We start from the raw sequence: 23,444 nt of genomic DNA on the forward strand, positions 1-23,444 counted from the left end.
TGTCAGCGCCGGCTCAGCCGCGCGGATGGTGATGCTGGTGCAGCTCGCGCAGGCGCTCGCGCGCCACGTGCGTGTAGATCTGCGTGGTGGAGATATCGGCATGGCCCAGCAGCAGCTGCACCACGCGCAGGTCGGCGCCGTGGTTCAGCAGATGCGTGGCAAAGGCATGCCGCAGCGTATGCGGCGACAGCGGGGCGTGGATGCCGGCCTCGCGCGCATGCTTCTTGATCAGGTGCCAGAACGTCTGGCGCGTCATGCCTTCGCCGCGCTGGGTGACGAACAGTGCGTCGCAGGCGCGGCCGGCCAGCAGCGCTGGGCGGCTTTCGGCCAGGTAGCGGCGCAGCCAGTCGCCGGCCTGGGCGCCAAACGGCACCAGCCGTTCCTTGTTGCCCTTGCCGCCCACCACGCGCGCCACGCCTTCGTTGAGCCCGATCTCGATCGTCTTCATGTTCGTCAGCTCGGACACGCGCAGCCCGCTGGCATACATCAATTCGAGCATGGTGCGGTCGCGCAGGCCCAGCGGGGTGTCCTCGTCGGGGGCTTCCAGCAGCGCCTCGACCTGGCCTTCGGACAGCGTCTTCGGAAAGCGCGGCGGCTGCTTGGCCGGGCGCAGCAGCAGGCAGGGATCGGCGTCGATCATGTGCTCGCGCAGCGTCCACTGGTAGAAGCGGCGGAACACCGTCAGGCGGCGGTTGGCCGACGACGCGCGGGTGGCGGCGTGGCGTGCCGCGAAGTAGGCGGACAGCGCCGTGTCGTCGGCGGCCAGCAGCGCGCAGGTGTCGCTTTCGTGCAGCCAGCGCGCCAGCAGCGCCAGATCGCGCCGATAGGCGTCGATGGTGTTTTTCGACAGCCCGTCTTCGAGCCACAGCGCATCGCAGAAGCGGTCGACCAGCGCCAGGTCTTCGGCCAGCCCCGCGCTCATAGGAGCATCGCCCTTTCATGGCGCAGCAGCCATCGCTTGACGCCCAGGTGGAAGCCTTCCTCGCCGTGATGGGCGAAGCCACCGAGCCCGTTGGCCGCCACCACCCGGTGGCACGGGATCACGATCGGTAACCAGTTCTGCCCGCACGCCTGGCCCACCGCGCGCGGCATGCTCTGCAGCGATCTGGCGATGGTGCCGTAGGTGGTCAGCCCGCCGCGCGGCACGGCGCGGATGGCATCCCAGACCTTGCGCTGGAAGTCGGTGCCGCGCGTGGCCAGCGGCAGGTCGAAGACCATGTCCGGGTTGTCGTAGTAGGCCGCGAGCTGCTCGGCCACGCGCTGCGTCAATGCGCTGGTTGGCGCAATTTCGGCAAAGCTGTCGGGCAGATAGACGATCTCGTGGACCTGCGCGCCATCGATACGTACGCCGACCTTGCCGAATGGCGCGGGCAGGACGGCATCGAAGGGATGTGGCATGAAGGATGGCGGTTGAGAGGGCTAGGCCGGATTTTATGCCTATTTGTCTTGCACACCCCGGGTTTTCTGCCCTCTCCCGGGCGCCGGGGAGGGGCGGGGGAGCGGGCAAGGCGCGTCAGCCACCTTCCACGCCGGAACCCGCACCACAAAACAAGAAGGACCACGCGAAGTGGTCCTTGACGGAAATTGCCGGGAAATCCGGCGCTTCACCCTCTCCCCCGACCCCTCTTCCGCAAGCGGGAGAGGGGAGACCAGGGCCTGGCAAACGGATTACTGCTCCAGCTTGATGTTCTGAACCTTCACCAGGTTCTTCATCTTGTCGAATTCCTTCTTGATTTCGGCGGCGTGCTGGGCCGGCGTGTTGCCCGACGGCTCGGCGCCGGCGGCTTGCAGGCGCTCCACGAAGCCCTTGTCCTGCAGCGCCTTGACCACCGCGCCGTTCAGCCTGGCAATGATGTCGTCAGGCGTGCCGGCCGGGGCCACCAGGCCGTACCAGGCCGGGTCGTTCGGCTCCTTCAGGCCCATTTCGCCGAAGGTCGGCACGTTGGCCAGGCCGTCCACTCGCTTGTTCCAGGCCACCACGATCGGGCGCAGCTTGCCGGCCTTGATGTAGGGCATCGACGAGGGCAGGTTGTCCACCATGATCGGCACCTGGCCGGCCAGCACGTCGTTCAGCGCCGGGCCCGCGCCACGGTACGGAATGTGCACCATGAACGTCTTGGTCGACACCTTGAACTGCTCGCCCAGCATGTGGCCAAAGCCGCAGGTGCCCGACGACGCATACGAATACTTGCCCGGGTTGGCCTTCAGCACGGCCAGGAATTCCTTGTAGTCCTTGGCCGGGAAGTTCGGGTTCACCGCGATCACGTTGGCCACGTTCGCCACGTTGGCGATGGGCTTGAAGTCCTTGATCGGGTCGTACGACAGCTTCGGGTTGCAGGCAGGGTTGACGGCCATCGTCGACACCGTGGAAATGCCGATCGTGTAGCCGTCCGGGGCCGACTTGGCGATGGCGTCGGCGCCGATCGAGCCGCCGCCACCGGCGCGGTTTTCCACCACCACCGGCTGACCCAGGATACGGCTCATCTGATCGGCCACGCCGCGGCCGACGATGTCGGTCGTGCCACCCGGCGCGAACGGAATGATCAGGCGGATCGGCTTGGTCGGATAGTTGCTCTGTGCTTGTGCTACGGATGCCACGGAGCCGGCGGCCATGAAGACCGTCGAAGCCAGGATCAGTGCTTTCTTGTGAGCTTGCATTGAGGAGAGTCTCCCGTCGTTGAAGCCGGGCGGATCGCGCCCGGGGAGGTCATGAAACACCGGCGTGCCGCAGCGGTTGCGGCGGTGCGCCGGCGTGCTTCGGAATCAGCCGCCCAGCAGGCCGCGCTTCAGGTTGCGGTCCACCGGGTGTTCGCCCAGGAAGATGCGCAGCACCGCCTGGTAGAAGTCTTCGCCCGGAATGGCCTGGCCACGCGGAATGCCGTTCAGCGTCACGGCGGTGCCGCCATTGGGCGTGAAGTCGAAATTGATGATGTCGCCGCGCTGGGCCGTGCCCAGCTGGCTCATCGTGCGTTCCAGCTGCGTCACGCGCTCGGACAGCAGCTGCATCTGCAGCTCGGAGTGGTTCTCGCGCAGCCCCTCGTTGAGGGCTTTCACGAACTGCGCCGATTCCACCTCGCGCAGCGGGCGGATCTGCAGCCGCTTCGGGCCCGGCGAGCCCAGCACCACGGTGGCGTTGCGGGCCCGCTCGGGCAGGTACAGCCCGGCCGCGTAGCCCTTGATCACGAATACCTGCCGCAGGCCCGTGCCGTTGAGCGACAACTGCCGGCCGCCCAGGCGTGCCATGTCGTCGAATCGCACGCCGTCGATCTCCATCGCCGATACCGACGGCAACAGCAGGCCGAGCGCCAGCGTCGCGCACAGCGAAACGGCAAGGCGGCGGGCAGGCGTGGCTCGGCGGAACGAAGACGGCGTGGACTTCATGGTGCGGCAGGCGGCGGCAAAGCCGCGGGCAAGGCAGATTCAGCGTGCCATGTTCGTGGAATTCTGAAAAAATACCCATCCGGATCTGCCCTAGGCTTCACTTTTCGCGAAGCCGGCCGTCGGGCGCCACGATAACGACAAAGCATTCGAGACATGTCTGCCGCCCTGCTGCTGGTGCCGGACTTCAGCCTGATCCTCATCGGCTGGCTGCTGGTTCGATTTACCCCCTTTGACCGCGCGTTCTGGGCCAGCGTGGAACGCCTGGTCTATTTCGTGCTGTTCCCTGCGCTGCTGTTGCAATCCACCAACAGTGCGAAGTTCGACGTCTCGTCGACCTCGGCGATGCTCGGCCTGGCGCTGGCCACGATGGTCTTCGGCATGGCCACCGGCTATCTGGTGCGCTACGTGCTGCGGCCCGCCCCGATCGACTTCGCGTCGGGCTTCCAGACCGCTTTCCGCTTCAATTCCTATATCGGGCTGGCCCTGGCGGCGCGGCTCGGTGGCGGAGAAGGGCTGGCGCTGATGGCGCTGCTGGTGGGCGTGACCGTGCCGTTGTGCAACGTGGCGGCGGTCTGGGCGCTGGCGCGGCATGGCGAATCGACGCTGCTGCGCGAACTGGCGCGCAATCCGCTGATCCTGGCCACGGCCGTCGGCCTGGCCACCAACCTGCTGGGCCTGCATCCGCCCGAGGTGATCGGCATGACGCTGGGCCGCCTGGGTTCGGCATCGACCGCGCTGGGCCTGATGACCGTGGGCGCCGGCCTGCAGATGCGCGGTGCCACCGGCACGGCCGGCCCGATGGCCTGGTGGAGCGGCGTGAAGCTGCTGGCCATGCCGTGCTTTGCGTGGCTGGTCGGAAAATACCTGCCGCTGACCGCGCTGCAGTACCAGATCGTGGTCATCTATGCGTCGCTGCCGACGGCGTCCAGCGCCTATATCCTGGCCGTGCGCATGGGCGGCAACGGGCCAATGGTGGCCGCCACCATTTCCGCCATGACGGTGGCGGCGGTGGTGACCACGCCGGTCTGGCTGTCGCTGGTCAGCTAGGTTTCGGGCGTCAGGCGGTTCAGGCCCCTCGTGCCATTCAGACGGTTCAGACGGCGGTGTCCTGGGCCAGGGCCCAGTCGATGTGCTCGCGCACGAGCGGCGTGGCGGCGTCGCGCCGGGCCAGTAGCGCGGCGCGAATGCGCTGGGCCAGGGCGGGATCGCTGGCCGATGCCACGCGCAGGCTGTTGCCGAGCCCCACCGCCAGGTTGCGCAGCCAGCGTTCATGGCCGATGCGGCGGATCGGGCTGCCTTCGAGCCGCTGGTTGAATTCGGCTTCGGTCCAGCCGAACAGGTCGGCCATGTCGGGGGCGTCGAATCCATTGCGCACGTCGAAATCGGGCAGCGTGGCCCGGTGCGCGAACTTGTTCCAGGGGCAGGCCAGCTGGCAGTCGTCGCAGCCGTAGACCCGGTTGCCCATCGGCGCGCGCAATGGCTCGGGAATCGCGCCCTTGTGCTCGATCGTCAGGTAAGAAATACAACGGCGCGCATCGAGCCGGAACGGTTCCAGGATGGCCCCGGTGGGACAGATGTCGATGCAGCGGCGGCAATTGCCGCAATGGGGCGCTTCTGCCGGGTCCGCCGGCAGCGGGATATCGACCAGGATCTCGCCCAGGAAGAACATCGACCCGCCGTCGCGGTCCAGCAGCAGCGTGTGCTTGCCGCGCCAGCCCAGGCCGCCCTGGCTGGCCAGCGCCACTTCCATGACCGGGGCCGAATCGGTGAACACGCGGTAGCCGAACGGGCCGATGGCCGTCTCGATGCGCGCCGCCAGCTGCTGCAGCCGGTTGCGCAGCACCTTGTGATAGTCGCGGCCGCGCGCATAGAGCGAGATCACGGCGGTGGCGGGATCGTCGAGCCGCGCCAGTTCGTGGCGGCGCCAGTCGTCGGGCCCCTGCGCCGGCAGGTAGGGCATGCGGGCGACGATGGCGCGCACCGTGCCGGGCACCAGTTCATGCGGCCGGGCGCGCTTTGCGCCGTGGTTGGCCATATAATCCATGTCGCCGTGGTAGCCCGCCTGCAACCACGCCAGCAGGCCCGCCTCGGCGTGCCGCAGATCGACATCGGCGATACGGATGTCGTCGAATCCGAGCGCGCGGCCCCAGCCGCGCAGGGACGCCGCCAGCGATGCCAGGTCCACGTCCGTGGTGACGGAGGCGGAATCTGGGCGCGCCGGAGCGGAATCTTCTGCGGGATGCGCGCGTTGCGCGGGGGTCGGGGCGGGTACTGCACGGTCGATCATCCCTGAATTGTACGCAATGCCCCTGCTCGAAGAACGCATCCTGCCGCTGCCCGACGAAATCGCCACCGAACGGTTTGGCGCGGCGCTGGCCGGCGCGGTGCGCCACATGCCGCCGCGCACGGTGCATGTCCAGCTGTCCGGAGACCTTGGCGCGGGCAAGACCACACTGACGCGCGCCGTGCTGCGTGCGCTGGGGCATGCCGGCAAGGTCCGCAGCCCCACCTACACGTTGTGCGAGCCGTACGACGTGCAGCGCGCCGACGGCTCGCCGCTGACCGTCTACCACTTCGACCTGTACCGCTTTGCCGATCCCGAGGAATGGATCGACGCCGGTTTTCGCGACTGTTTTGCCGAGCCTGCGTTCAACCTGGTGGAGTGGCCGGAGAAAGCCGGACGCCTGCTTGGGGAACCCGACCTGCACGTGTTGCTCCAATCGGACAACCGCGTGCCACAAATTGCCGTTAATGGGAATGAAGATGGCGCGGATCGCCGCATGGCAACGCTGCGCGCCTATACTCCCACTGGACTTACCCTGCTGAACGCATGCTGATCAAACGACTTGCCACCGACCGACCCGATGGACCCGACGGACTGCTCCAGGCCCGCCGCAAATGGATGGCGCAGGCCCTGAAGGCCGGCGCCGGGACGGTGGTGCTGTCGCTGTGCGGCCCGCAGATCGCCTTTGGCGCCGGCATCGTTGCCGTGCGTGTCTGGCCCGCCGAGGATTACACCCGCGTCACGATCGAATCGGACGAGAAGCTCGTGGCCGTCCACCAGATGATCCGCAACCCGGACCGCCTGGTGGTGGACATCGATGGCCTGGACCTCTCGCCCACGTTGCGCGAGCTGGTCGCCAAGATCACGCCGAACGATCCCTATATCCAGTCGGTACGGGTGGGCCAGAACCGGCCGCGCGTGGTGCGGATGGTGTTCGACCTGAAGGAAGACGTGTCTCCGCAGGTGTTCACGCTGCTGCCGATTGCCGAGTACAAGAACCGGCTTGTGTTCGACCTGTATCCGGTCAATCCGCCCGATCCGCTCTGGAAGCTCGTGCGCGACACCGAAGACAAGCAGCGCCGTTTTGCCTCGACCACGCCGCCCGCGGGCAGTGACGCCCCGGTTGCCGGCGCGCCCGCCGGGGCCGAGGAAGACGCCATCGGCGCCATCGTTCGCAAGTTCGAGGACCGCGGCCAGCTGCCGCCGGCCACCACGGCCCCGCCGCCCGCCATCGCTGCCGTGAAGCCGAAGCCGTCGGCGCCGTCCACGGTGGACAAGCCGGCCGCGCCGCCCGTGCCGCCGCCGATCGCCCAGACCAATGTGCCGCCGCCCAGCCAGTTCAAGATGCGCCGGCTGCTGACCGTGGCGCTGGACCCCGGCCACGGCGGCGAAGATCCGGGCGCCATTGGCGCGGCCGGGTCGCGCGAGAAGGACGTGGTGCTGCAGATTGCCTCGCGCCTGCGCAAGAAGATCGATTCGGAGCCCAATATGCGCGCCATGATGACGCGCGATTCGGACTTCTTCGTGCCGCTGAACGTGCGCGTGCAGAAGGCGCGCCGCGTGCAGGCCGACCTGTTCGTGTCGATCCACGCCGATGCCTTCGTGTCGCCGGAGGCGCGCGGCGCGTCGGTGTTCGCGCTGTCCGAGCGCGGCGCGTCGAGTTCGGCCGCGCGCTGGCTGGCCAACAAGGAAAACAATGCCGACCTGATCGGCGGCACCAACATGGGCAACAAGGACGCCCAGGTGTCGCGCGTGCTGCTGGACCTGTCCACCACGGCGCAGATCAACGACAGCATGCAGGTGGGCAAGTCGGTGCTGCAGGAAATCGGCGGCATCAACCGGCTGCACAAGGGCAGCGTCGAGCAGGCCGGGTTTGCCGTGCTGAAGGCGCCCGATATCCCGTCGATCCTGATCGAGACCGCGTTCATTTCCAATCCGGAAGAGGAGCGCAAGCTCAACGACGACGCACACCAGGAGCAACTGGCCAATGCGATTCTGCGCGGTATCAAGGCGTATTTCGCCAAGAACCCGCCGCTGTCGAGGAATCCGTCGGTGTAACACGCCGCATCTCAACAAAATAACGGCGCCGAAGCGCCGTTTTTTGTTGGACTGGACGAGCTACGATCAGGCGCGCACCGCGTTGCGGGCTTCCTTGACTTCGTCGCGGCTGGCATAGCGCGCGGCGATGACCGAGCAGACGATCAGTTGCAGCTGGTGGTAGACCATCAGCGGCAGCACCAGCAGGCCCAGCGCCGGATGGCCGGCAAACAGGATCTTGGCCATCGGGATGCCGTTGGCCAGGCTCTTCTTCGAGCCGCAGAACACGGCCGTGATTTCGTCCTCGACCGAGAAGCCCAGGCGACGCGCCGTGAACGTGGTGGTGCCCAGGATCACGAACAGCATCACGGCGGCGATACCCATCACCGCGCCAATGGTCTGCCAGGAGTACTGGTGCCACAGGCCGGCGGCGGTGGCATCGCAGAACGACGAATATACGATCAGCACGATCACGCCCCGGTCAATCTTGTTGGTGATCTGCTTCTTCCTGGCCAGCCAGTTGCCGATCAGCGGGCGGAATGCCTGGCCCAGTGCAAACGGCAGCAGCAGTTGCAGCGCCACGCCCGTCAGCGCGCGGCCCAGCGGCATCGAGGCACCGCTGGCGCTGATCACGAGGCCCATCAGCAGCGGGGTCAGCGCCATGCCGATCAGGCCCGAGATGGTGGCGTTGAAGATGGCGCCCGGCACATTGCCGCGCGCCATCGACGTCATGGCTACCGACGACGATACCGTGGACGGCAGCGCGCACAGGTAGAACACGCCAAGCAGCAGTTCAGCCGGCAGCGTGTTGCGCAGCGACAGCATCAGCAGTACACCCACGATCGGAAACACGATGTACGTGAACGACTGCACGAAGACGTGCAGGCGCCAGTGCTTGGCCCCGGCCACGAGCTTGTCGCGCGACAATGCGGCGCCGTGCAGGAAAAACACCAGCGCGACACCCAGGCTGGTGACGATGCCGAGATGCAGCGGGCCATTGCCGGCGCCAATCTCCGGTGCCACCAGCGCAATGCCGATCGCACACAGCATGATGAGGACGAACCCGTCAATCAGGTCGTAGATCTTTTTGAAAGGGGCGAGAAGGGTAGCCATTGGGGATAGTGCGTAAGGGTTTCCGCTTGGTATTGGACGCTTGTCTTGCTTAGAATGCAAATTCATTTATCGTATTTATTCATTTTTTAGTTGCATGAATTACACACTCCGGCAGTTACGGGTCTTTCTTGCGGTGGCGGCGCACGGCAGTTTCAGCCGGGCCGCGGATGCCGTCGGCCTTACCCAGCCGGCCGTCAGCCGGGGTGTGGCCGAACTGGAAGAGGCGCTTGGCGTCCGTTTGCTGGACCGCACCACGCGTGAAGTGGTGCTGACTGACGCCGGCACCGCGTTGGTCCCGGCATTGGAGCGACTTTTGGGCCAGCTCGACGACACGCTCGAAGAAACCCGGCAGTTAGGTGAGCGCTATCGGGGGAGGGTGGTGATAGCCAGCGCGCCGACCATTTCGGCGCGGCTGATGCCGATGTATGTGGCGGCCTGCGCCAGCCGGTACCCCGAGATCCGGTTGTTTGTACGCGACAACGTGCAGGCCGACGGGCTCGAACAGATCCGGGCCGGGGCGGTGGACTTCGGCGTGCTGATCGATCCGCTGGCACGGGAAGGGCTGACGATTGCACCCCTGGCCACCGATCCGTTCTGCTTCGTATGCCGGCGCGACCATCCGTTGGCCGGCGCCGATTCCGTGCCCTGGAGCGCCCTGCACGGCGAGCGCCTGGTGCTGCTGGACTTTGCGTCGGGCAGCCGGCCGCTGATCGACCGCATTCTGGCGCGCCACGGCGTGGCGCCCCAGGTGGTACAGGAACTGGGCCACTCGGCCAGCGTGTTCGGGATGGTGGAGGCGGGGATCGGTGCTTCGGTGCTGCCGTCGTTCTCGCTGCCGTTGCCGGCGGCGTCGCCGCTGGTGTCCCGGCCGCTGACCCCGCGCGAGGAACGCCGCATCGTCATGGTGCGGCGCGAAGACAGATCGCTGTCGCCGGCCGCCGCCGCGGTCTGGGAAATGGTCCAGACCATGCCGATTCCGGCAGAAGTGGTGACTGACTAAGTCACCAGGCCGCCATCGTTCCGAAGCTGCCGGGCATCAGCGCGCCGGCACGGCCGTGACCAGCGCGGCCTCCAGCGCGAAGCTGCCATCGGCCTGCACGCGGTAGCGGTCGCGCACTTCGGCTGGCGCCTTGTCCCACAGGTGGCGGATGGCCGCCTGCGCTACCTCGGGCGTGCGCATGCGGGCCACCCAGCTCTGGAATTCGATCTCGATGCGCCACACCGGCGACACCTCTACCTCGAATCCCGCCTGCCCGAACAGCCGCGCCCAGCCCACCGGCGTGTAATCGCGGATATGCGACGGATCGCGCAGCAGTTCCACCGATTGCAACCAGGTATCGCAGAGCGGGTCTTCGGCGCCGACGATATCGATCAGCACCACCTTGCCGTTGGGCTTGAGCACGCGGCGGATTTCGCGCAGCGCGGCCGGCACGTCGCGCCAGTGATGCGCGCTCATGCGGGAGACCACGGCGCAGAAGCTGGCATCGTCAAACGGCAGCCGTTCGGCGGCGCCTTGCCGGGTGGTGATATTGGACAGGCCACGGTCCCGGGCGGCGCCGGCCACGACCTCGAGCATGTCGGCCGACAGGTCGTAAGCCACCACTTCGTTGGCAACCGTTGCGGCGGCAAAGCTGGCATGGCCGGCGCCGCAGCCCAGGTCGAGCACGCGGCTGTGCGCCACGGGCTTCAGGTGTGCCAGCGCCTGCCTGAGTTGTTCCAGATCCGCGCCCTGGGCGTGGACGGTGCTGGTGAGATATGCACTGGCGGTGGCGCCGAACTGGGCGGCGACGAGTTCCTGCTGTTGCATGAGGGGTGCCTCGTTCTTTTTGGAAGGATGAAAGGAAGGGGGGATTGCCCGGGCCCGGGGGTTCACGTACTGTAGACGCGGTGTTTTCCCGGTACAAGTCACTCTTTTATCCTGGTATAAGCGCCACCAGCCATGTCCGTCGAGCCCCTTCCCGCCCCCTCACGCGAATCCGAACTGGGTGCCTTCCTGCGCAATCATCGCGAACGGCTGAACCCGGCCGATGTCGGCCTGCCACCTGGCCGGCGGCGCCGCACGCCGGGTCTGCGCCGCGAGGAAGTGGCCCAACTGGCCGGGCTCAGCGCCACGTGGGTCACGTGGCTGGAGCAGGGGCGTCCGGTGGCGATGTCGGTGCGTGCGCTGGAAAGCCTGGCGCAGGCCCTGCGCCTGTCGCGCGCGGAACGCGCCTATCTGTTTGCGCTGGCCGGCAAGCCCGAGCCCCGGCACGACGCCGAGCCGATGGTCCCCCCGGCGCTGCTGGCCAGCGTGCAGGCGATTGCGGCACCGGCTTATCTGCTCGATCGGCAGTGGACCGCCCTGGCCTGGAACGATGCTGCGGCCGATCTGTTCGTGGGATGGCTCGACGACGCCAGCACCGAGCGCAATCTGTTGCGGGCCATGTTCCTGTCGCCCGGCCTGCAGACGCTGGTGGAAGACTGGCCGCACCGGGCGGCGCGGCTGGTGGCGGAATTTCGCGTGCACAGCCTGCGCCATGCGGAAGACCCGCCCACGCGCGGGCTGGTGGAGCAGTTGATGGCGGACAGTCCGGCATTTGCCAACGCCTGGCGGTCGCAGGATGTCGAGGAACGGCAGGGCGGCCGGCGCGGCTTTCATCATCCCGCGCACGGCCTGATCTATCTGGAGCAGCTGACGCTGGTGCCGCCAGCCGTGCCGGGCTTGATGCTGGCGATGCTGCTGCCGCCGGCGTAGGCCGGGGTTGCCTTACTTCGGCTGCATGCGGATCGCGCCGTCCAGGCGGATCACTTCGCCGTTCATCATCGTGTTGCCGATAATGGCCTGTGCCAGCTTGGCGAATTCCGTCGGACGGCCCAGGCGGGGCGGGAACGGCACCATCTTGCCCAGCGCGTCCTGCACTTCGGGCGGCATGCCCAGCAACATCGGCGTTTCGAACAGCCCCGGCGCGATGGTCATGCAGCGCACGCCGTCGCGGGCCAGATCGCGGGCGATGGCCAGCGTCATGCCCACCACGCCACCCTTGGACGCCGCATAGGCCGCCTGGCCGATCTGGCCATCGAAGGCCGCCACCGACGCCGTATTGATGATCACGCCGCGCTCGCCTTCGGCATCGGGCGTGTTTTCCACCATCGCCGCCGCCGCCAACCGGATCATGTTGAACGTGCCGATCAGGTTCACGCGGATGGTCTTCTCGAACGCGTCGAGTGGATGCGGGCCATTCTTGCCCACGGTCTTGGCGGCCACCGCAATGCCGGCGCAGTTGACCAGGCCCGACAGCCGGCCGAGCTTGCGGGCCGCATCGACCACGGCCTGGCCATCGGCCTCGGACGTGACATCGCACTTCACGTACTGGCCGCCCAGTTCCTGGGCCAGCGCCGTGCCGGCCGCCTCGTTGAGGTCGGCGATCACGACCTTGCCGCCCGCCTGCGCCAGCATGCGCGCGGTGCCCGCGCCCAGCCCCGACGCGCCGCCGGTAACAATGAATACGTTGCCCTGGATGTCCATCGGTCTGTCTCCTTGTTCTTGAAATGCGGCGATCCGGGTGCCGCAAGTTGAGTGCCGCGCATTGCTGCCGTTTACGTTAACGTAAACCGCCGCCTCACGTAAGCCGGGTCAGCCCCAAAAACAAGAACGGCCCAGGAATGCCTGGGCCGTTTCCGGTGTCCTGCAGCGCAGGGCGGCTGACTTCAGCGGCTTACTTCAGCGCCTCGAACACGCTTGCCGTGATCTTGTCCACGTCGCCCACGCCCGAGATCTTGCGATACTGCGGCGGCGCAACCTTGGCCGAAGCGTCACCCTTGGTGGCCCAGTCCGAGTAGTAGTCCACCAGCGGGCGGGTCTGCTGCGAATAGACTTCCAGGCGCTTGCGCACGGTCTCTTCCTTGTCGTCGTCGCGCTGGATCAGCGGTTCGCCGGTTTCGTCGTCGACGTTGTCCACCTTCGGCGGGTTGTAGCGCACATGGTAGGTACGGCCCGACGCCACGTGGACACGGCGGCCGCTCATGCGCTCGATGATGGCATCGAACGGCACGTCGATTTCCAGCACGTAGTCGATGGCCACGCCGGCTTCCTTCATGGCCTCGGCCTGCGGAATCGTGCGCGGGAATCCGTCGAACAGATAGCCCTTTGCGCAGTCCGGCTGCTTAAGACGGTCCTTCACGAGGCCGATAATGATGTCATCCGACACCAGTCCGCCCGCGTCCATCACCTTCTTGGCTTCGATGCCCAGCGGCGTACCGGCCTTCACCGCGGCGCGCAGCATGTCGCCGGTGGAGATTTGCGGAATGCCGAACTTCTCGCAGATGAACTTGGCTTGCGTGCCTTTGCCGGCGCCAGGCGCGCCCAACAGGATCAAACGCATTTACGGGTCCTCAAGGTATTTGAATTCGGTCTGGCGGGATCTATGGAAGGAGGGTACCGCTGCAACTTGACGCGGGACTTACGTCCGGCCATGCCTCGACGTCGCTACGTGAAGGTCAAGGCATATGCCGGCGTCCGCTCATGCGCGGCGCCCGAAGCGCGGCGTCGTCCGGCTGTCGTGCGAAAGTCCTGCAATTCGCGGCGACTGGCCAGCGGCGCGCATCCGGGCGGCTCGATCTTTATCTCCCCACCGAGCCTTTGCCGCCGTGTCGCGCACGGCTGCGGGCTCTGTATCGGCAGGCATTATGCCATGGGCAATGCCGGTTCGGCCTTCGTCCAGGTTGCAGCAGTATGAACTCCAGCGGGAAACCGGGGTCTACGGCACCGGCCGAGTGATGCTCAGGGACCGTCCTGTGCCATGCCCTGCGCCCAGAGCGCGCGCACGCGCTCCAGATCGGCCGGCGTGTCCACGCCCGGCGCTGGCGCCGCAGCCGTCACCATCACGCTAATACGTTCGCCATGCCACATGGCGCGCAGCTGTTCCAGCGCCTCCACCTGTTCGACCGGCGAGATCGCCAGCGTCGGGAATCGCCGCAGGAAGCCGGCACGATAGGCGTAGATGCCGATATGGCGCAGCACGGGCATGGCCGGCATCGGCACCTGCGCGGTGGCGGCCGGCTGCGTCGGCACGGCGGCCCAGGCGTCGCGTGCCCATGGAATCGGCGCGCGCGAGAAGTACAGCGCGCGGCCCGCGTTGTCGCACACCACTTTCACGACGTTGGGATTGAAGACCTCGGCCACATCGTCCAGCGGATGCGCGGCCGTGGCGATCGCGCAATCGGGGTGCGCGGCCAGGTGCAGCGCCACCTCGTCGATCAGGTTCGGATCGATCAGCGGCTCGTCGCCCTGCACGTTGACCACGATGGCGTCGTCCGCCAGGCCCAGCTGGGCGGCAACTTCAGACAGACGGTCCGTGCCCGACGGATGGTCGGCGCGCGTGATCACGGCCTCCACGCCGCGCGCGGCGCAGGCGGCCGCCACGTCGGGCGCATCGGTGGCCACCACGGTGCGTTGCGCCGACGACGCGTGCGCGCGTTCGGCCACGCGCACGATCATCGGATGGCCGCCAATATCGGCCAGCGGCTTGTTCGGCAGCCGGGTGGAAGCCAGGCGCGCCGGAATGACGACGGTAAATGCGGGAATGCTCATGATGATTGCCGGATCGCGCCGACGCGGGTGGCGCGGGGGTCCGCTCAGTGGTCGGACGGTTCCACGGGCACCACGCGGCCCGGTACCGACTGGCGCGCTTCGTCGGCCAGCATGACCGGGATGCCGTCGCGGATCGGGTAGGCCAGCTTGTCGGCGTGGCAGATCAGTTCCTGGGCGGCGCGGTCGTACTCCAGCTTGCCCTTGCACAGCGGGCAGACGAGGATTTCAAGCAGCCGGTTGTCCATCCTGGTGTTCCTTGTCGAGTCCGGTCGCCGCGCCGGAGGATTGCCCCGTGGTAACGGGGGTGGCGACGGCCGGGTTGCGCGCCAGTACGACGCGCCGGATTTTGTCGATCAGGCCCGCGTCGATCACGGGCGTGGTGGGGACGACCCAGATCCTCGGGTCGTCAAAACGCTCGCATTTTACGGCATCCTTCTCGGTGATCAGGATCACGTCCGCATGGAGCGCATCGTCGTTGCCGGCGAACGGGTCGTCGGCAAAATCGTAGTGGTCGGGCAGCGGCATCGTCGCCGTGGGCGTCAGGCCCGCGCGGCGCAGGCTGGCAAAGAACCGTTCCGGATTGCCGATGCCGGCCGCGGCCAGCACGCGCTTGCCCGCGAACTGCGCGACCGGGCGCGCCATGGTGGGGTCGTTGAGCTGCCAGGCGTCATCGAGCTCCAGCCGCATTCCATAGACGTCGGGCTTGTCCGGCGTGGCCTTGAAGTTCGGGTCGTTGATCAGCGTGGCGTCTCGCGGCCGGCTCAGCGGCTCGCGCAGCGGCCCGGCCGGCAACAGCATGCCGTTGCCGCCCATCCGTGCATCGAACATGACGATCTCGAAGTCGCGCTGCAGCCGGTAATGCTGCAGCCCGTCGTCGAGCAGCAGCACGTTCACGCCCGGATGCGACACCAGCATCGTCTGCGCGCACAACGCGCGGTCGGGGAACACCCAGACGGGCACATCGGTGGCACGCGCGATCAGCAGCGGTTCGTCGCCCACGTCCACGGCCTTCGAGGTCGGCTTGACCCGGCGCGGGTGCTTCAGTGCCACGCCGTAGCCCCGCGATACCACGCCGGGGCGCAGCCCGGCCTCGCACAGCGCATGGGCCAGGGCGATCACGGCCGGCGTCTTGCCGGTGCCGCCCACCGTCACGTTGCCGACCACGATCACCGGCATCGGCAGGCGCGTCGACTGAAACCAGCCCTGGCGGTAGCCGTGGCGCCGGATGCGCGCGATCAGCCCGAACAGCAGCGACAGCGGCCACATCAGCCAGGCGAACCAGCCGCGGCGCTGCCACTGGGCGGTGACGAAGTCGGCAAGGGCGTGTCGGGGAGCGGGCATGAGCGGGACGGATGGAAAAAGGCGATGCCACCCTGGGGTGGCATCGGCCCGATGCAGACATTATGGGCATTGCGCAGCGCATGCGGCAAGTTTGCCGCCCGTCCGGCCCTGCGTGCCCGGTGCGGGGGTCAGCGTTGCTGCGCGGTCTGCGTGGCGAAGGTCAGGCGCGACAGGCCCGCCACGCGGGCCGCTTCCATCACGTTGATGACGGCCTGGTGGGTGGCCTGGGCATCGGCATTGACGATGACCACCGGCTGCTGCCCGCTGCCGGCCGGGCCGGCGGCGCTGCGCAACTGGTCGGCCAGGCTGGTGACGTCCTTCTGCTCCAGCACGTGCTTGTTGACGGAGTAGACCCCGCGCGCCGACACCGATACGACGATCTCGGTCGGGTGTTGCTGCGCGCGGTCGGCATCGGCCGTGGGCAGCTGGATCTGCAGTTCGGTAAAGCGCGAGTACGTGGTCGTGATCATCAGGAAGATCAGGATCACGAGCAGCACGTCGATGAGCGGGATCAGGTTGATCTCCGGCTCCTCGCGCCGCTGGCGGGAACGGAAACGCATGGCGTGCTCCCGGCCGCGTCAGGCCCTGCGCTGCGGCAGGATGGCGTCCAGGAACGCGGTGGCGCGGAATTCGAGCTCGGCCACGTAGTCGTCCACCAGGCGCCGGAAGTAGCGCCAGAAGATCAGGGCCGGAATCGCCACGATCAGGCCGAAGGCCGTGTTGTAGAGCGCCACCGAGATGCCGTGCGCCAGCTGCTCGGGGTTGGCCCCCGTGCCGCCCTGGTTGCCGAAGATCTCGATCATGCCGATCACCGTGCCCAGCAGGCCCATCAGCGGCGCCACCGAGGCAATCGTGCCCAGTGCGTTCAGGTAGCGTTCCAGGTCGTGCGCCACGATGCGGCCGGCTTCTTCCACCACGTCCTTGGCGGCGTCGCGCGACGTTTGCGGCTGCAGCACCACATGGCGCAGGCCGGCGGCCAGCACGCGGCCCAGCGGGGAGTTCTTTTCGAGATTGTTGACGACCTCGGGCGTGGCCTTGCGCTGCTGGGCGGCGGAGAGCGCCTCCTCGTACAGCTTCGGCGGCAGGATCTTGCTGCGCTTGAGGGAAACGAAGCGTTCGACGATCAGCGCGAGCGCAATGACCGAGGCCAGCAGCAGCGGCCAGATCGGCCAGCCGGCCGCTTGAATGATGGAAAACACGTGGACCCCCGAAATTCTACGAAAGCGACAGACCCGAAATGGACGGCGTGACGACAACCTGCGCGGCAGCCTTTGATGCGCGCTGGCTCCCGTGCGCACCGGCAATGCTCGAAAAATTGCAGGCGCCACTCTAACCCGCTCCCGGCCAGCCCGGCAAGCCGCGTGGGATGCCGCTGTCTGCGGCTTTCCACACTGACGCGGGACAGCATTGTGGACCACTTGTGGAAAGCCTTCGGAAAAACGGGCTAACCCGTTGATTTGAAAGAATTGCTGGCCTATTGCCTGTTTTTTGTGCAGTAAGGGCAAAGCACACGGAATCGATGGGGTTTGTCAGTTCGACCAGCGCCATCGGGCGTTTCCGTCGCAGCTTTCCACACGCTGGCGGGACAGTGTTGTGGATCGGCTGTGGAAAGCCGTCGAAGAGTGGCGCTAACCCATTGACCGGAAAGGGAAAGCGTTGTTGTGCCTAAAAAACGGTCAACGCTTTGGCGCGGCGCGCACCCGTTGCTGTCCGCCTAAGGGCCGTTAACTTTCCACATCCGCACAGGACAGGATTGTGGATCGGTTGTGGATAAGGCCGGGAGAAGCCGGCTAACCCCTTGATCCATATGACGGTATACGTCTCTGCCTAAAAAATGGGCAGTCCTGGTGCCCAAGCGTGCCGTGCGGCACGGTCGACTTCCCGCTCGCGCATGCGTTGCCACAGCGCGCTTCGATGCGCAAAGTATACGTTGTCCACAGGCCAGACCCTTGACAAATCCATTATCCAAAGCTTCTGTGGATAACTTTGTGAACAAGCGCCGGCCCGATTTTCTAAGTGGTTGACGCGTAAGGCTTTCTCTTACATTGCCTGTTTTTTGGTCCCGCCAGAAACCTCAAGCGAATCAATAGCTTGTACCGACTCATGCGGACTGCCGGCGAACACAGGGGGACTGCCCGGTGCCTCTTGACATAGCGGTTATGCTGTGGACATGTCCATCTCACGCCGCCTGCGCGGTTGTGCACCATGCCAGAGAACGAGAACCTTTCGCGTTTTGCGCCGTCTCAGCCGCCCTCGCGCACGCGCGACGTGATTCCGGTCAGCGAACTCAACCATGCGATTGCCGGCGTGCTCGAACGCAGCTTTCCTCTGGCCTGGGTCAGGGGAGAGATTTCGAACTTCACCCGGGCGGCCAGCGGCCACTGGTATTTCTCGCTCAAGGATGCCCGCGCGCAGATCCGCTGCGTGATGTTCCGGGGACGTAACCAGCACGTGGACTTCGCGCCGCGCGAGGGCGAGGCCGTCGAAGTGCGCGCCGTGGTGTCGATGTACGAGGCGCGCGGCGAACTGCAGCTGGGCGTGGAAGCCATGCGCCGCGCCGGCCTGGGCAATCTCTACGAAGCGTTCCTGCGGCTCAAGGAAAAACTTGCACAGGCGGGTCTGTTCGATCCCGCACGCAAGCGGCCGATCGCGTCGCATCCGCGCACCATCGGCGTGATCACGTCGTTGCAGGCCGCCGCGATGCGCGACGTACTGACCACGCTGCAGCGGCGTGCGCCCCACGTCAACGTGATCGTATACCCCGTGCCGGTCCAGGGCGCCGGCGCGGCGGACAAGATCGCGGCCATGCTCGATACGGCCAGCGCACGCGACGAATGCGATGTGCTGATCCTGTGTCGCGGCGGCGGCAGTATCGAGGACCTGTGGTCGTTCAACGAGGAAGTGGTGGCGCAGGCCATCGCGCGCAGCCGCGTACCGGTGGTGTCCGGGGTGGGTCACGAAACCGATTTCACGATTGCCGATTTCGTGGCCGATGTCCGCGCCCCCACGCCGACCGGCGCAGCCGAAATGGTCAGTCCGGACCGCGCGCATCTGCTGCAGGCCGCCCGCCGCGCCCGCGAGGCGCTGGCGCAGTGCATGGACCGTCAGCTCGAACGTCGCGCGCAGCATCTGCAGTGGCTGTCGCGCCAGTTGCGCAGCCCGCAGGCGCAAGTGCAGGAACGGCGCGCGCAGGTCGACAATCTGGCCCGACACTTGCGTGCGGCACTGCGCGATACGGTGTCCGCGCAGCGCCATCGGCATGACGTGCTGGCCATGCGCTGGCGGGCCTGCCGGCCGGATACCGGTGCGGCACAGGCGGCGCTGGACCGTATGGCGGCGCGCATGGACGCCGCGCTGGAACGCCGTCATGAACGTGAAACACAGCGGCTGGCACGCGCGGCCGGGGCGCTGGAACTGCTGGCCCCGCAGCGCACGCTGGAACGGGGGTACGCGGTGCTGCTCGACAATCGCGGGCGGGCGCTGCGGTCGCCCAGCGACCTGCGCGCCGGCAGCATTGTCGAGGCGCATCTGGCGGACGGCACGGCGGACCTGGAAATCGCCAATGTACAGGCCAAACTGGCGGCGTTCTGAGGGTTTCCGAGGCGCGCTGGCCGCCCTGGTTGCGACTGATTCTCAGTCGATTGCAATGGCTTTCCCTGAGCGGCCGCAGGGGAAACTAACATGAGGTCAGGGGGCTTTCCGGGGCCGTTTGCGCGGGTCTGGCAAGTCACCTACAATCGGCCATTCTCCCCACCAAAACCGTAGAGACAGAACAATGGAACACACGCTCCCTCCTCTCCCGTACGCGCATGACGCCCTGGCTCCGCACATCTCCAAGGAGACCCTGGAGTTCCATCATGACAAGCACCACCAGACGTACGTCACGAACCTGAACAACCTGATCAAGGGCACCGAGTTCGAGAACGCTTCGCTGGAAGAGATCGTCAAGAAGTCGTCGGGCGGCATCTTCAACAACGCTGCCCAGGTGTGGAACCACACGTTCTACTGGGAATCGATGAAGCCGAACGGCGGCGGCCAGCCGACCGGTGCCCTGGCTGACGCGATCAACGCCAAGTTCGGTTCGTTCGACAAGTTCAAGGAAGAATTCACGAAGACGGCCGTTGGCACCTTCGGTTCGGGCTGGGCCTGGCTGGTCAAGAAGACCGACGGCTCGCTGGACCTGGTGTCCACCTCGAACGCCGCCACGCCGCTGACCACCGACGCCAAGCCGCTGCTGACCTGCGACGTGTGGGAACACGCCTACTACATCGACTACCGCAATGCCCGTCCGAAGTATGTCGAGGCATTCTGGAACGTCGTGAACTGGGACTTCGCTTCGAAGAACTTCGCCTGAGCGCCTGCGCTGGCCGCATCAGGCGGCCAGGTGCAGTCCCCAGCAAAGAGCCCCGGAAATTCCGGGGCTTTTTCTTTTGCGCTCGGAACGGCGCGCAGGGTTACGGTTCGCGCGCCCAGCCCGTGCGCCGCCATGCCACGGGCCCCATCGACGCCAGCGTCACGCCTGCCACGATCAGCGCACAGGCCAGAAAGATCATCGACCCGTCGCGGTCGGTGACCTTGCCGGCCAGCGCCAGGCACAGCATCGACAACACGGGTGTGCCGTAGCCGAGGATGCCGATCTGCGCGGCGTTGCCATGCCGCATGGCGTAGTCCCACAGCACGAACGAGATGCCTAGCGGCCCCAGCCCGATCGCCGCGACCCACGCCAGGTCGCTGGCCGATGGCACGAAGCGCGGCTCGATCAGCAGGTGACTGGCAATGGCCAGCAGCCCGGCCCCCAGGCAGAAGCCGCCGACGGCCCACGACGAGAACGGCGGCAGCCAACGCGCGCCCAGCGAATAGACCGCCCAGACGATGGCGGCCAGCAGCGCCAGCGCATAGCCTGCCATGTGCGTGCCGTCCGGCCCGCCTGCGTCCGCGCCGAATGCGCCGGCGCCCGATCCCGCCGTGATGGCAACGATGCAGCCCCCAAAGCCACATAGCGCGCCGGCGACCTTGGTGATGCCGTCGATGCCGCGCCAGACCGTGGTGCCAAGCAGCACCAGGATCAACGGCCACAGGTAGTTGATCAGGTTGGCGTGGGCAATCGGCGCCAGCCTGAACGCCATGACCAGGCCCGCGTTGTACACGAACAGGCACGTCACGCCGAACGCCAGCGTGCGCGGGGGCACACGCCACTCGCGTACGCGGTGCAGGCAGGTCGCGCTGCCCAGGCACAGCGCCAGGCCCGTCAGCAGTAGCGGCGGTACGTCGGGTGCGTGGGACACCAGCGTTGCAAACGACGCCCAGAGCAGGATCGCGCCGGCGGCGCACAGCCATGCGGCGAGCCTCATGCCGCCGCTCCCAGGGCGGTGCCTTCGCAGTCGTCCGCCACGTTGAAGTCCGTCAGGCAGTTCAGCTTCATGGCGCGGATCTGCTCGGTCATGAAATCGATAAACACGCGGATGCGCGTGGGCAGATGCTGGCGGCTCAGGTAGCAGATGTAGTGGCCCCGATCGTCGGGCGCATGGCGCGCAAGCGCCACCAACAGTTCCCCACGAGCGATGTGGTCGCAGATCTGGTAGCCGGCCATCTGCGCGACACCCCAACCCGCCAGCACCGCGTGCAGCACCAGGTCGGCGTCGTTGAACGTCATGCGCGCGCGGGGCAGGAACTTGCGTACGATGCCGTCGGCCTTGAACTCCCATTCGAAGATGCGCCCGCTGGAAAAGCGGAAGTTGATGCATTCGTGCTGCGGCAGGTCGTCCAGCGTCTGCGGCAGCCCGTGGCGGGCCACGTAAGACGGCGCGGCGCACAGCGCCATCTGCATCGGGATGAGCTGTTTGGCGATGATGCTCGAATCCTCGATCCGCCCGTTGCGGAAGGCGACGTCGATCTGTTCCGACGCGAAGTCCGTGGGCCGGTCGTCCAGCAACAGGTCGATGGCGATGTCCGGGTAGAGCTGGACGAACTTGTCGAGCAGCGGCGCCACGATCTTGCGGCCGAACCCCACGGTGGCACTGATGCGCACCAGGCCGCGTGGCGGGCCCTGGCGCAGTTCCAGCATGTCATTCATGGCCTCCACGATATGCGTGACGCCCTGATGGCAGTTTTCGAAGAAGCGTTGGCCTTCGCGCGTGAGCTGCGTGGTGCGCGTGGTGCGCAGGAACAGCCGCGTGCTCAACTGGGTTTCCAGCTTCTGTACGTTGCGGCTGACCGCCGAGCGGCCGATGCCCAGGCGCTCGCCGGCCTTGGCGAAGCTGCCTTCGCTGGCCACGGCCATGAATGCCATGATGCCGGCGTAGCTGGCGGCAAAGCTGGTCGATAGTGCGTCGGCGCGGTTTGGCAGGCTGAGCCTGAAATTGCGGTCCGGCGCGTCGGCCGGTTGTATCGGTTTCATGATTTCCCCTGCGCTTCCCGGCGCTACCTTGGTGCCGCGCGGGAAGCCGTTTGATCCTGCCGGGGCAGGCGAATTTCGAAGCACGCGCCGCCTTCGGGGCGGCTTTGCGCGCGGATGCTGCCGCCGTGGTCGGTCACGATGCGATGGCAGATGGCCAGCCCGACGCCCAGCCCATGGTCCTTGGTGGTATGGAACGCGTCGAACAGGCGCGGCAGGTCGTCGGCCGCGATGCCGCAACCCCGGTCGCGGATGGCCACCACCGCATCGTGGCCGTCCGCCGACAGATCCACGGTCAGTTGGCGGCCCTGTCTTGGCGTTTCGGCCATGGCTTCCATTGCGTTGACGATCAGGTTGCCGAACAGTTGCTGCAGTGCCGCGGGTTCGGCCATGACGACGATGTCATCGTGGCGCGCGTTCGCCGTCACGTGGATACCTTCACGCCGCAGGTCGTCGTCGAGCCAGTGCAGCGTGTCGCGCAGCACCGCGTGGAGCAGCACCGGCTGCCGTGGCCGTACGACGGGCGATGCCAGCGCCCTGAGATGGCCCAGCAGCGTGCCCGCGCGCTGCGCGTCGGCCACCAGGCGTTCGAGCGACGCGATGGCCGCCTCCACGTCGGGCGGGTCGTGTCGCAGCCAGCGCAGCGCCGACTGGCCCCGTGTCACCACCGAGGCCACCGGCTGCACGGCGTCGTGGACGACCATTGCCACGCACCGACCCAGTAGCGCCAGCCGGTCCGCGTGCACGGACGGCGCCTGCAGGCGCACGTGTCCATGGTCGCCCCTGCACGCCGGGGCGCCGCGAACTGGTTCCGTCATGTCCTTCTCGCTGTCGATATGACCGCCGGCACTCATGCCCACCCCCTTGCCGACCTGGACTTGATGTTAATAACCGGTGAATTGACCGTAAATGACAGCGTTCCCGTTTTTTCTGCCAGACTGCCGGCCGCTCCCGGCACGTCGGGCAAACGTCCTGTGCAATTGGTGCATTTGTGGAAACAGCCCTGCGCGGGGCGCGGGCTTGTGACGGGCCCTCGCACTCCCTAGACTCGCGCCCAACTTGCCTTGCCGCCACGACCCCGCCGGCCCGAGCCGTCGCGGGGATGCCCGGCCCATGCCCGGGCGCCGGCCAGGTCCCATACGTGACACCGAGCCCGCGACACACGGGAGGAGACGAACCATGACCGCCTTGCCAACGCTCACGCGCATCGTCCCGGGTGTGCCGGCGGTGAAACGGCCGTGCCGCCGGCGCGCCCCATCCCGGCCGGGGCGCCGGCTTGCAAGGGATCGTCCCGTTGGCATAGCATCGGTCGTCTACCGCAATCC

At 66.9% G+C, this 23,444-nt stretch carries 24 protein-coding genes; 7 read left to right on the forward strand and 17 right to left on the reverse strand.

Features of this window, described 5'->3' with window-relative positions; translation table 11 throughout:
- Nucleotides 1-13: 13 nt before the first annotated feature.
- The 4 genes from xerD to AC3G88_RS06140 all read right to left on the reverse strand — a co-directional run bounded on the left by xerD (nucleotide 14) and on the right by AC3G88_RS06140 (nucleotide 3,381).
- Nucleotides 14-922, reverse strand: a complete 909-nt coding sequence (xerD, locus tag AC3G88_RS06125; protein WP_488770933.1) for a site-specific tyrosine recombinase XerD — start codon at nucleotides 920-922, stop codon at nucleotides 14-16.
- Nucleotides 919-1,398: a methylated-DNA--[protein]-cysteine S-methyltransferase gene (locus AC3G88_RS06130; RefSeq protein WP_488770935.1), complete on the reverse strand. Its 480-nt coding sequence runs from the start codon at nucleotides 1,396-1,398 to the stop codon at nucleotides 919-921. Before AC3G88_RS06130 ends, xerD begins: the two co-directional genes overlap by 4 nt.
- A 270-nt stretch (nucleotides 1,399-1,668) precedes the next feature.
- The gene (locus tag AC3G88_RS06135) at nucleotides 1,669-2,658 is read right to left on the reverse strand and encodes a tripartite tricarboxylate transporter substrate binding protein BugE (RefSeq protein WP_488770937.1); all 990 of its coding nucleotides are present in this window, start codon (nucleotides 2,656-2,658) and stop codon (nucleotides 1,669-1,671) included.
- A 105-nt stretch (nucleotides 2,659-2,763) separates the two neighbouring features.
- Complete coding sequence (locus AC3G88_RS06140) at nucleotides 2,764-3,381, reverse strand: chalcone isomerase family protein (protein ID WP_400393052.1); 618 nt, start codon at nucleotides 3,379-3,381, stop codon at nucleotides 2,764-2,766.
- A 153-nt stretch (nucleotides 3,382-3,534) separates the two neighbouring features.
- On the opposite strand from AC3G88_RS06140, the gene AC3G88_RS06145 reads away from it, so the two are divergent.
- A complete protein-coding gene (locus AC3G88_RS06145; protein WP_488770940.1) occupies nucleotides 3,535-4,428 on the forward strand; it encodes an AEC family transporter in 894 nt (297 codons plus the stop codon).
- Between the two features lie 46 nt (nucleotides 4,429-4,474).
- On the opposite strand, the gene queG is transcribed toward AC3G88_RS06145, so the two are convergent.
- The gene (queG, locus tag AC3G88_RS06150) at nucleotides 4,475-5,668 is read right to left on the reverse strand and encodes a tRNA epoxyqueuosine(34) reductase QueG (protein ID WP_488770942.1); all 1,194 of its coding nucleotides are present in this window, start codon (nucleotides 5,666-5,668) and stop codon (nucleotides 4,475-4,477) included.
- 16 nt (nucleotides 5,669-5,684) lie between these two features.
- Here queG and tsaE point away from each other — a divergent pair, with 16 nt between their 5' ends.
- Together tsaE and AC3G88_RS06160 are read left to right on the forward strand one after the other, a co-directional pair.
- Complete coding sequence (gene tsaE / locus AC3G88_RS06155; protein ID WP_488770944.1) at nucleotides 5,685-6,218, forward strand: tRNA (adenosine(37)-N6)-threonylcarbamoyltransferase complex ATPase subunit type 1 TsaE; 534 nt, start codon at nucleotides 5,685-5,687, stop codon at nucleotides 6,216-6,218.
- Nucleotides 6,212-7,723 (forward strand): N-acetylmuramoyl-L-alanine amidase, encoded by a 1,512-nt coding sequence (locus AC3G88_RS06160; protein WP_488770946.1) that lies wholly within the window; start codon nucleotides 6,212-6,214, stop codon nucleotides 7,721-7,723. Before tsaE ends, AC3G88_RS06160 begins: the two co-directional genes overlap by 7 nt.
- 66 nt (nucleotides 7,724-7,789) lie before the next feature.
- On the opposite strand, the gene AC3G88_RS06165 is transcribed toward AC3G88_RS06160, so the two are convergent.
- Nucleotides 7,790-8,815, reverse strand: coding sequence for a bile acid:sodium symporter family protein (locus AC3G88_RS06165; protein ID WP_153946648.1), 1,026 nt, complete (start codon nucleotides 8,813-8,815; stop codon nucleotides 7,790-7,792).
- 94 nt (nucleotides 8,816-8,909) lie between these two features.
- Here AC3G88_RS06165 and AC3G88_RS06170 point away from each other — a divergent pair, with 94 nt between their 5' ends.
- Complete coding sequence (locus AC3G88_RS06170) at nucleotides 8,910-9,815, forward strand: LysR family transcriptional regulator (RefSeq protein WP_400393042.1); 906 nt, start codon at nucleotides 8,910-8,912, stop codon at nucleotides 9,813-9,815.
- A gap of 36 nt (nucleotides 9,816-9,851) precedes the next feature.
- Here AC3G88_RS06170 and AC3G88_RS06175 read toward each other — a convergent pair whose 3' ends face one another.
- A complete protein-coding gene (locus AC3G88_RS06175) occupies nucleotides 9,852-10,622 on the reverse strand; it encodes a class I SAM-dependent methyltransferase (RefSeq protein WP_488770948.1) in 771 nt (256 codons plus the stop codon).
- A gap of 132 nt (nucleotides 10,623-10,754) precedes the next feature.
- Here AC3G88_RS06175 and AC3G88_RS06180 point away from each other — a divergent pair, with 132 nt between their 5' ends.
- On the forward strand, nucleotides 10,755-11,549 hold the full coding sequence (locus tag AC3G88_RS06180) for a helix-turn-helix transcriptional regulator (RefSeq protein WP_488770950.1): 795 nt from the start codon (nucleotides 10,755-10,757) through the stop codon (nucleotides 11,547-11,549).
- Nucleotides 11,550-11,561: 12 nt separating this feature from the next.
- Here the strand turns inward: AC3G88_RS06180 and AC3G88_RS06185 are convergent, their stop codons facing one another.
- The 7 genes from AC3G88_RS06185 to AC3G88_RS06215 all read right to left on the reverse strand — a co-directional run bounded on the left by AC3G88_RS06185 (nucleotide 11,562) and on the right by AC3G88_RS06215 (nucleotide 16,924).
- Nucleotides 11,562-12,320 (reverse strand): 3-hydroxyacyl-CoA dehydrogenase, encoded by a 759-nt coding sequence (locus tag AC3G88_RS06185; RefSeq protein WP_066739379.1) that lies wholly within the window; start codon nucleotides 12,318-12,320, stop codon nucleotides 11,562-11,564.
- Nucleotides 12,321-12,510: 190 nt separating this feature from the next.
- Nucleotides 12,511-13,176 (reverse strand): adenylate kinase, encoded by a 666-nt coding sequence (gene adk, locus AC3G88_RS06190; RefSeq protein ID WP_488770952.1) that lies wholly within the window; start codon nucleotides 13,174-13,176, stop codon nucleotides 12,511-12,513.
- A 398-nt stretch (nucleotides 13,177-13,574) separates the two neighbouring features.
- Nucleotides 13,575-14,384, reverse strand: a complete 810-nt coding sequence (kdsB, locus tag AC3G88_RS06195) for a 3-deoxy-manno-octulosonate cytidylyltransferase (protein WP_488893239.1) — start codon at nucleotides 14,382-14,384, stop codon at nucleotides 13,575-13,577.
- A gap of 44 nt (nucleotides 14,385-14,428) precedes the next feature.
- Complete coding sequence (locus tag AC3G88_RS06200) at nucleotides 14,429-14,629, reverse strand: Trm112 family protein (RefSeq protein WP_153946655.1); 201 nt, start codon at nucleotides 14,627-14,629, stop codon at nucleotides 14,429-14,431.
- A complete protein-coding gene (lpxK, locus tag AC3G88_RS06205; protein WP_153946656.1) occupies nucleotides 14,610-15,725 on the reverse strand; it encodes a tetraacyldisaccharide 4'-kinase in 1,116 nt (371 codons plus the stop codon). Before lpxK ends, AC3G88_RS06200 begins: the two co-directional genes overlap by 20 nt.
- A 128-nt stretch (nucleotides 15,726-15,853) precedes the next feature.
- Nucleotides 15,854-16,285, reverse strand: coding sequence for an ExbD/TolR family protein (locus AC3G88_RS06210; RefSeq protein ID WP_400395937.1), 432 nt, complete (start codon nucleotides 16,283-16,285; stop codon nucleotides 15,854-15,856).
- Between the two features lie 18 nt (nucleotides 16,286-16,303).
- Nucleotides 16,304-16,924 (reverse strand): MotA/TolQ/ExbB proton channel family protein, encoded by a 621-nt coding sequence (locus AC3G88_RS06215; protein ID WP_400395938.1) that lies wholly within the window; start codon nucleotides 16,922-16,924, stop codon nucleotides 16,304-16,306.
- Nucleotides 16,925-17,930: 1,006 nt separating this feature from the next.
- On the opposite strand from AC3G88_RS06215, the gene xseA reads away from it, so the two are divergent.
- Together xseA and sodB are read left to right on the forward strand one after the other, a co-directional pair.
- Nucleotides 17,931-19,316: an exodeoxyribonuclease VII large subunit gene (xseA, locus tag AC3G88_RS06220; protein WP_488770954.1), complete on the forward strand. Its 1,386-nt coding sequence runs from the start codon at nucleotides 17,931-17,933 to the stop codon at nucleotides 19,314-19,316.
- A gap of 184 nt (nucleotides 19,317-19,500) precedes the next feature.
- A complete protein-coding gene (gene sodB / locus AC3G88_RS06225) occupies nucleotides 19,501-20,079 on the forward strand; it encodes a superoxide dismutase [Fe] (protein WP_066739371.1) in 579 nt (192 codons plus the stop codon).
- A gap of 100 nt (nucleotides 20,080-20,179) precedes the next feature.
- Here sodB and AC3G88_RS06230 read toward each other — a convergent pair whose 3' ends face one another.
- From AC3G88_RS06230 to AC3G88_RS06240, 3 genes are read right to left on the reverse strand one after another with little or no spacing between them, the layout of a single operon-like run.
- Nucleotides 20,180-21,076 carry a DMT family transporter gene (locus AC3G88_RS06230; protein WP_488770955.1) on the reverse strand — a complete coding sequence of 299 codons (897 nt, stop codon included), beginning with the start codon at nucleotides 21,074-21,076 and terminating at the stop codon, nucleotides 20,180-20,182.
- Nucleotides 21,073-22,122 carry a LysR family transcriptional regulator gene (locus AC3G88_RS06235; RefSeq protein WP_488770956.1) on the reverse strand — a complete coding sequence of 350 codons (1,050 nt, stop codon included), beginning with the start codon at nucleotides 22,120-22,122 and terminating at the stop codon, nucleotides 21,073-21,075. The genes AC3G88_RS06230 and AC3G88_RS06235 overlap by 4 nt, the downstream gene beginning before the upstream one ends.
- Nucleotides 22,123-22,145: 23 nt before the next feature.
- A complete protein-coding gene (locus AC3G88_RS06240; protein ID WP_488770958.1) occupies nucleotides 22,146-22,973 on the reverse strand; it encodes a sensor histidine kinase in 828 nt (275 codons plus the stop codon).
- Nucleotides 22,974-23,444: the final 471 nt, after the last annotated feature.

The sequence above is a fragment of the Cupriavidus sp. 86D6 genome, from assembly GCF_057815095.1.

What these genes read in the sequence shown, in the direction of transcription:
- xerD (WP_488770933.1), bottom strand. Translation starts at nt 922, where the DNA reads ATGAGCGCGGGGCTGGCCGAAGACCTGGCGCTGGTCGACCGCTTCTGC.
- AC3G88_RS06130 (WP_488770935.1), bottom strand. Translation starts at nt 1,398, where the DNA reads ATGCCACATCCCTTCGATGCCGTCCTGCCCGCGCCATTCGGCAAGGTC.
- AC3G88_RS06135 (WP_488770937.1), bottom strand. Translation starts at nt 2,658, where the DNA reads ATGCAAGCTCACAAGAAAGCACTGATCCTGGCTTCGACGGTCTTCATG.
- AC3G88_RS06140 (WP_400393052.1), bottom strand. Translation starts at nt 3,381, where the DNA reads ATGAAGTCCACGCCGTCTTCGTTCCGCCGAGCCACGCCTGCCCGCCGC.
- AC3G88_RS06145 (WP_488770940.1), top strand. Translation starts at nt 3,535, where the DNA reads ATGTCTGCCGCCCTGCTGCTGGTGCCGGACTTCAGCCTGATCCTCATC.
- queG (WP_488770942.1), bottom strand. Translation starts at nt 5,668, where the DNA reads ATGATCGACCGTGCAGTACCCGCCCCGACCCCCGCGCAACGCGCGCAT.
- tsaE (WP_488770944.1), top strand. Translation starts at nt 5,685, where the DNA reads ATGCCCCTGCTCGAAGAACGCATCCTGCCGCTGCCCGACGAAATCGCC.
- AC3G88_RS06160 (WP_488770946.1), top strand. Translation starts at nt 6,212, where the DNA reads ATGCTGATCAAACGACTTGCCACCGACCGACCCGATGGACCCGACGGA.
- AC3G88_RS06165 (WP_153946648.1), bottom strand. Translation starts at nt 8,815, where the DNA reads ATGGCTACCCTTCTCGCCCCTTTCAAAAAGATCTACGACCTGATTGAC.
- AC3G88_RS06170 (WP_400393042.1), top strand. Translation starts at nt 8,910, where the DNA reads ATGAATTACACACTCCGGCAGTTACGGGTCTTTCTTGCGGTGGCGGCG.
- AC3G88_RS06175 (WP_488770948.1), bottom strand. Translation starts at nt 10,622, where the DNA reads ATGCAACAGCAGGAACTCGTCGCCGCCCAGTTCGGCGCCACCGCCAGT.
- AC3G88_RS06180 (WP_488770950.1), top strand. Translation starts at nt 10,755, where the DNA reads ATGTCCGTCGAGCCCCTTCCCGCCCCCTCACGCGAATCCGAACTGGGT.
- AC3G88_RS06185 (WP_066739379.1), bottom strand. Translation starts at nt 12,320, where the DNA reads ATGGACATCCAGGGCAACGTATTCATTGTTACCGGCGGCGCGTCGGGG.
- adk (WP_488770952.1), bottom strand. Translation starts at nt 13,176, where the DNA reads ATGCGTTTGATCCTGTTGGGCGCGCCTGGCGCCGGCAAAGGCACGCAA.
- kdsB (WP_488893239.1), bottom strand. Translation starts at nt 14,384, where the DNA reads ATGAGCATTCCCGCATTTACCGTCGTCATTCCGGCGCGCCTGGCTTCC.
- AC3G88_RS06200 (WP_153946655.1), bottom strand. Translation starts at nt 14,629, where the DNA reads ATGGACAACCGGCTGCTTGAAATCCTCGTCTGCCCGCTGTGCAAGGGC.
- lpxK (WP_153946656.1), bottom strand. Translation starts at nt 15,725, where the DNA reads ATGCCCGCTCCCCGACACGCCCTTGCCGACTTCGTCACCGCCCAGTGG.
- AC3G88_RS06210 (WP_400395937.1), bottom strand. Translation starts at nt 16,285, where the DNA reads ATGCGTTTCCGTTCCCGCCAGCGGCGCGAGGAGCCGGAGATCAACCTG.
- xseA (WP_488770954.1), top strand. Translation starts at nt 17,931, where the DNA reads ATGCCAGAGAACGAGAACCTTTCGCGTTTTGCGCCGTCTCAGCCGCCC.
- sodB (WP_066739371.1), top strand. Translation starts at nt 19,501, where the DNA reads ATGGAACACACGCTCCCTCCTCTCCCGTACGCGCATGACGCCCTGGCT.
- AC3G88_RS06230 (WP_488770955.1), bottom strand. Translation starts at nt 21,076, where the DNA reads ATGAGGCTCGCCGCATGGCTGTGCGCCGCCGGCGCGATCCTGCTCTGG.
- AC3G88_RS06235 (WP_488770956.1), bottom strand. Translation starts at nt 22,122, where the DNA reads ATGAAACCGATACAACCGGCCGACGCGCCGGACCGCAATTTCAGGCTC.
- AC3G88_RS06240 (WP_488770958.1), bottom strand. Translation starts at nt 22,973, where the DNA reads ATGAGTGCCGGCGGTCATATCGACAGCGAGAAGGACATGACGGAACCA.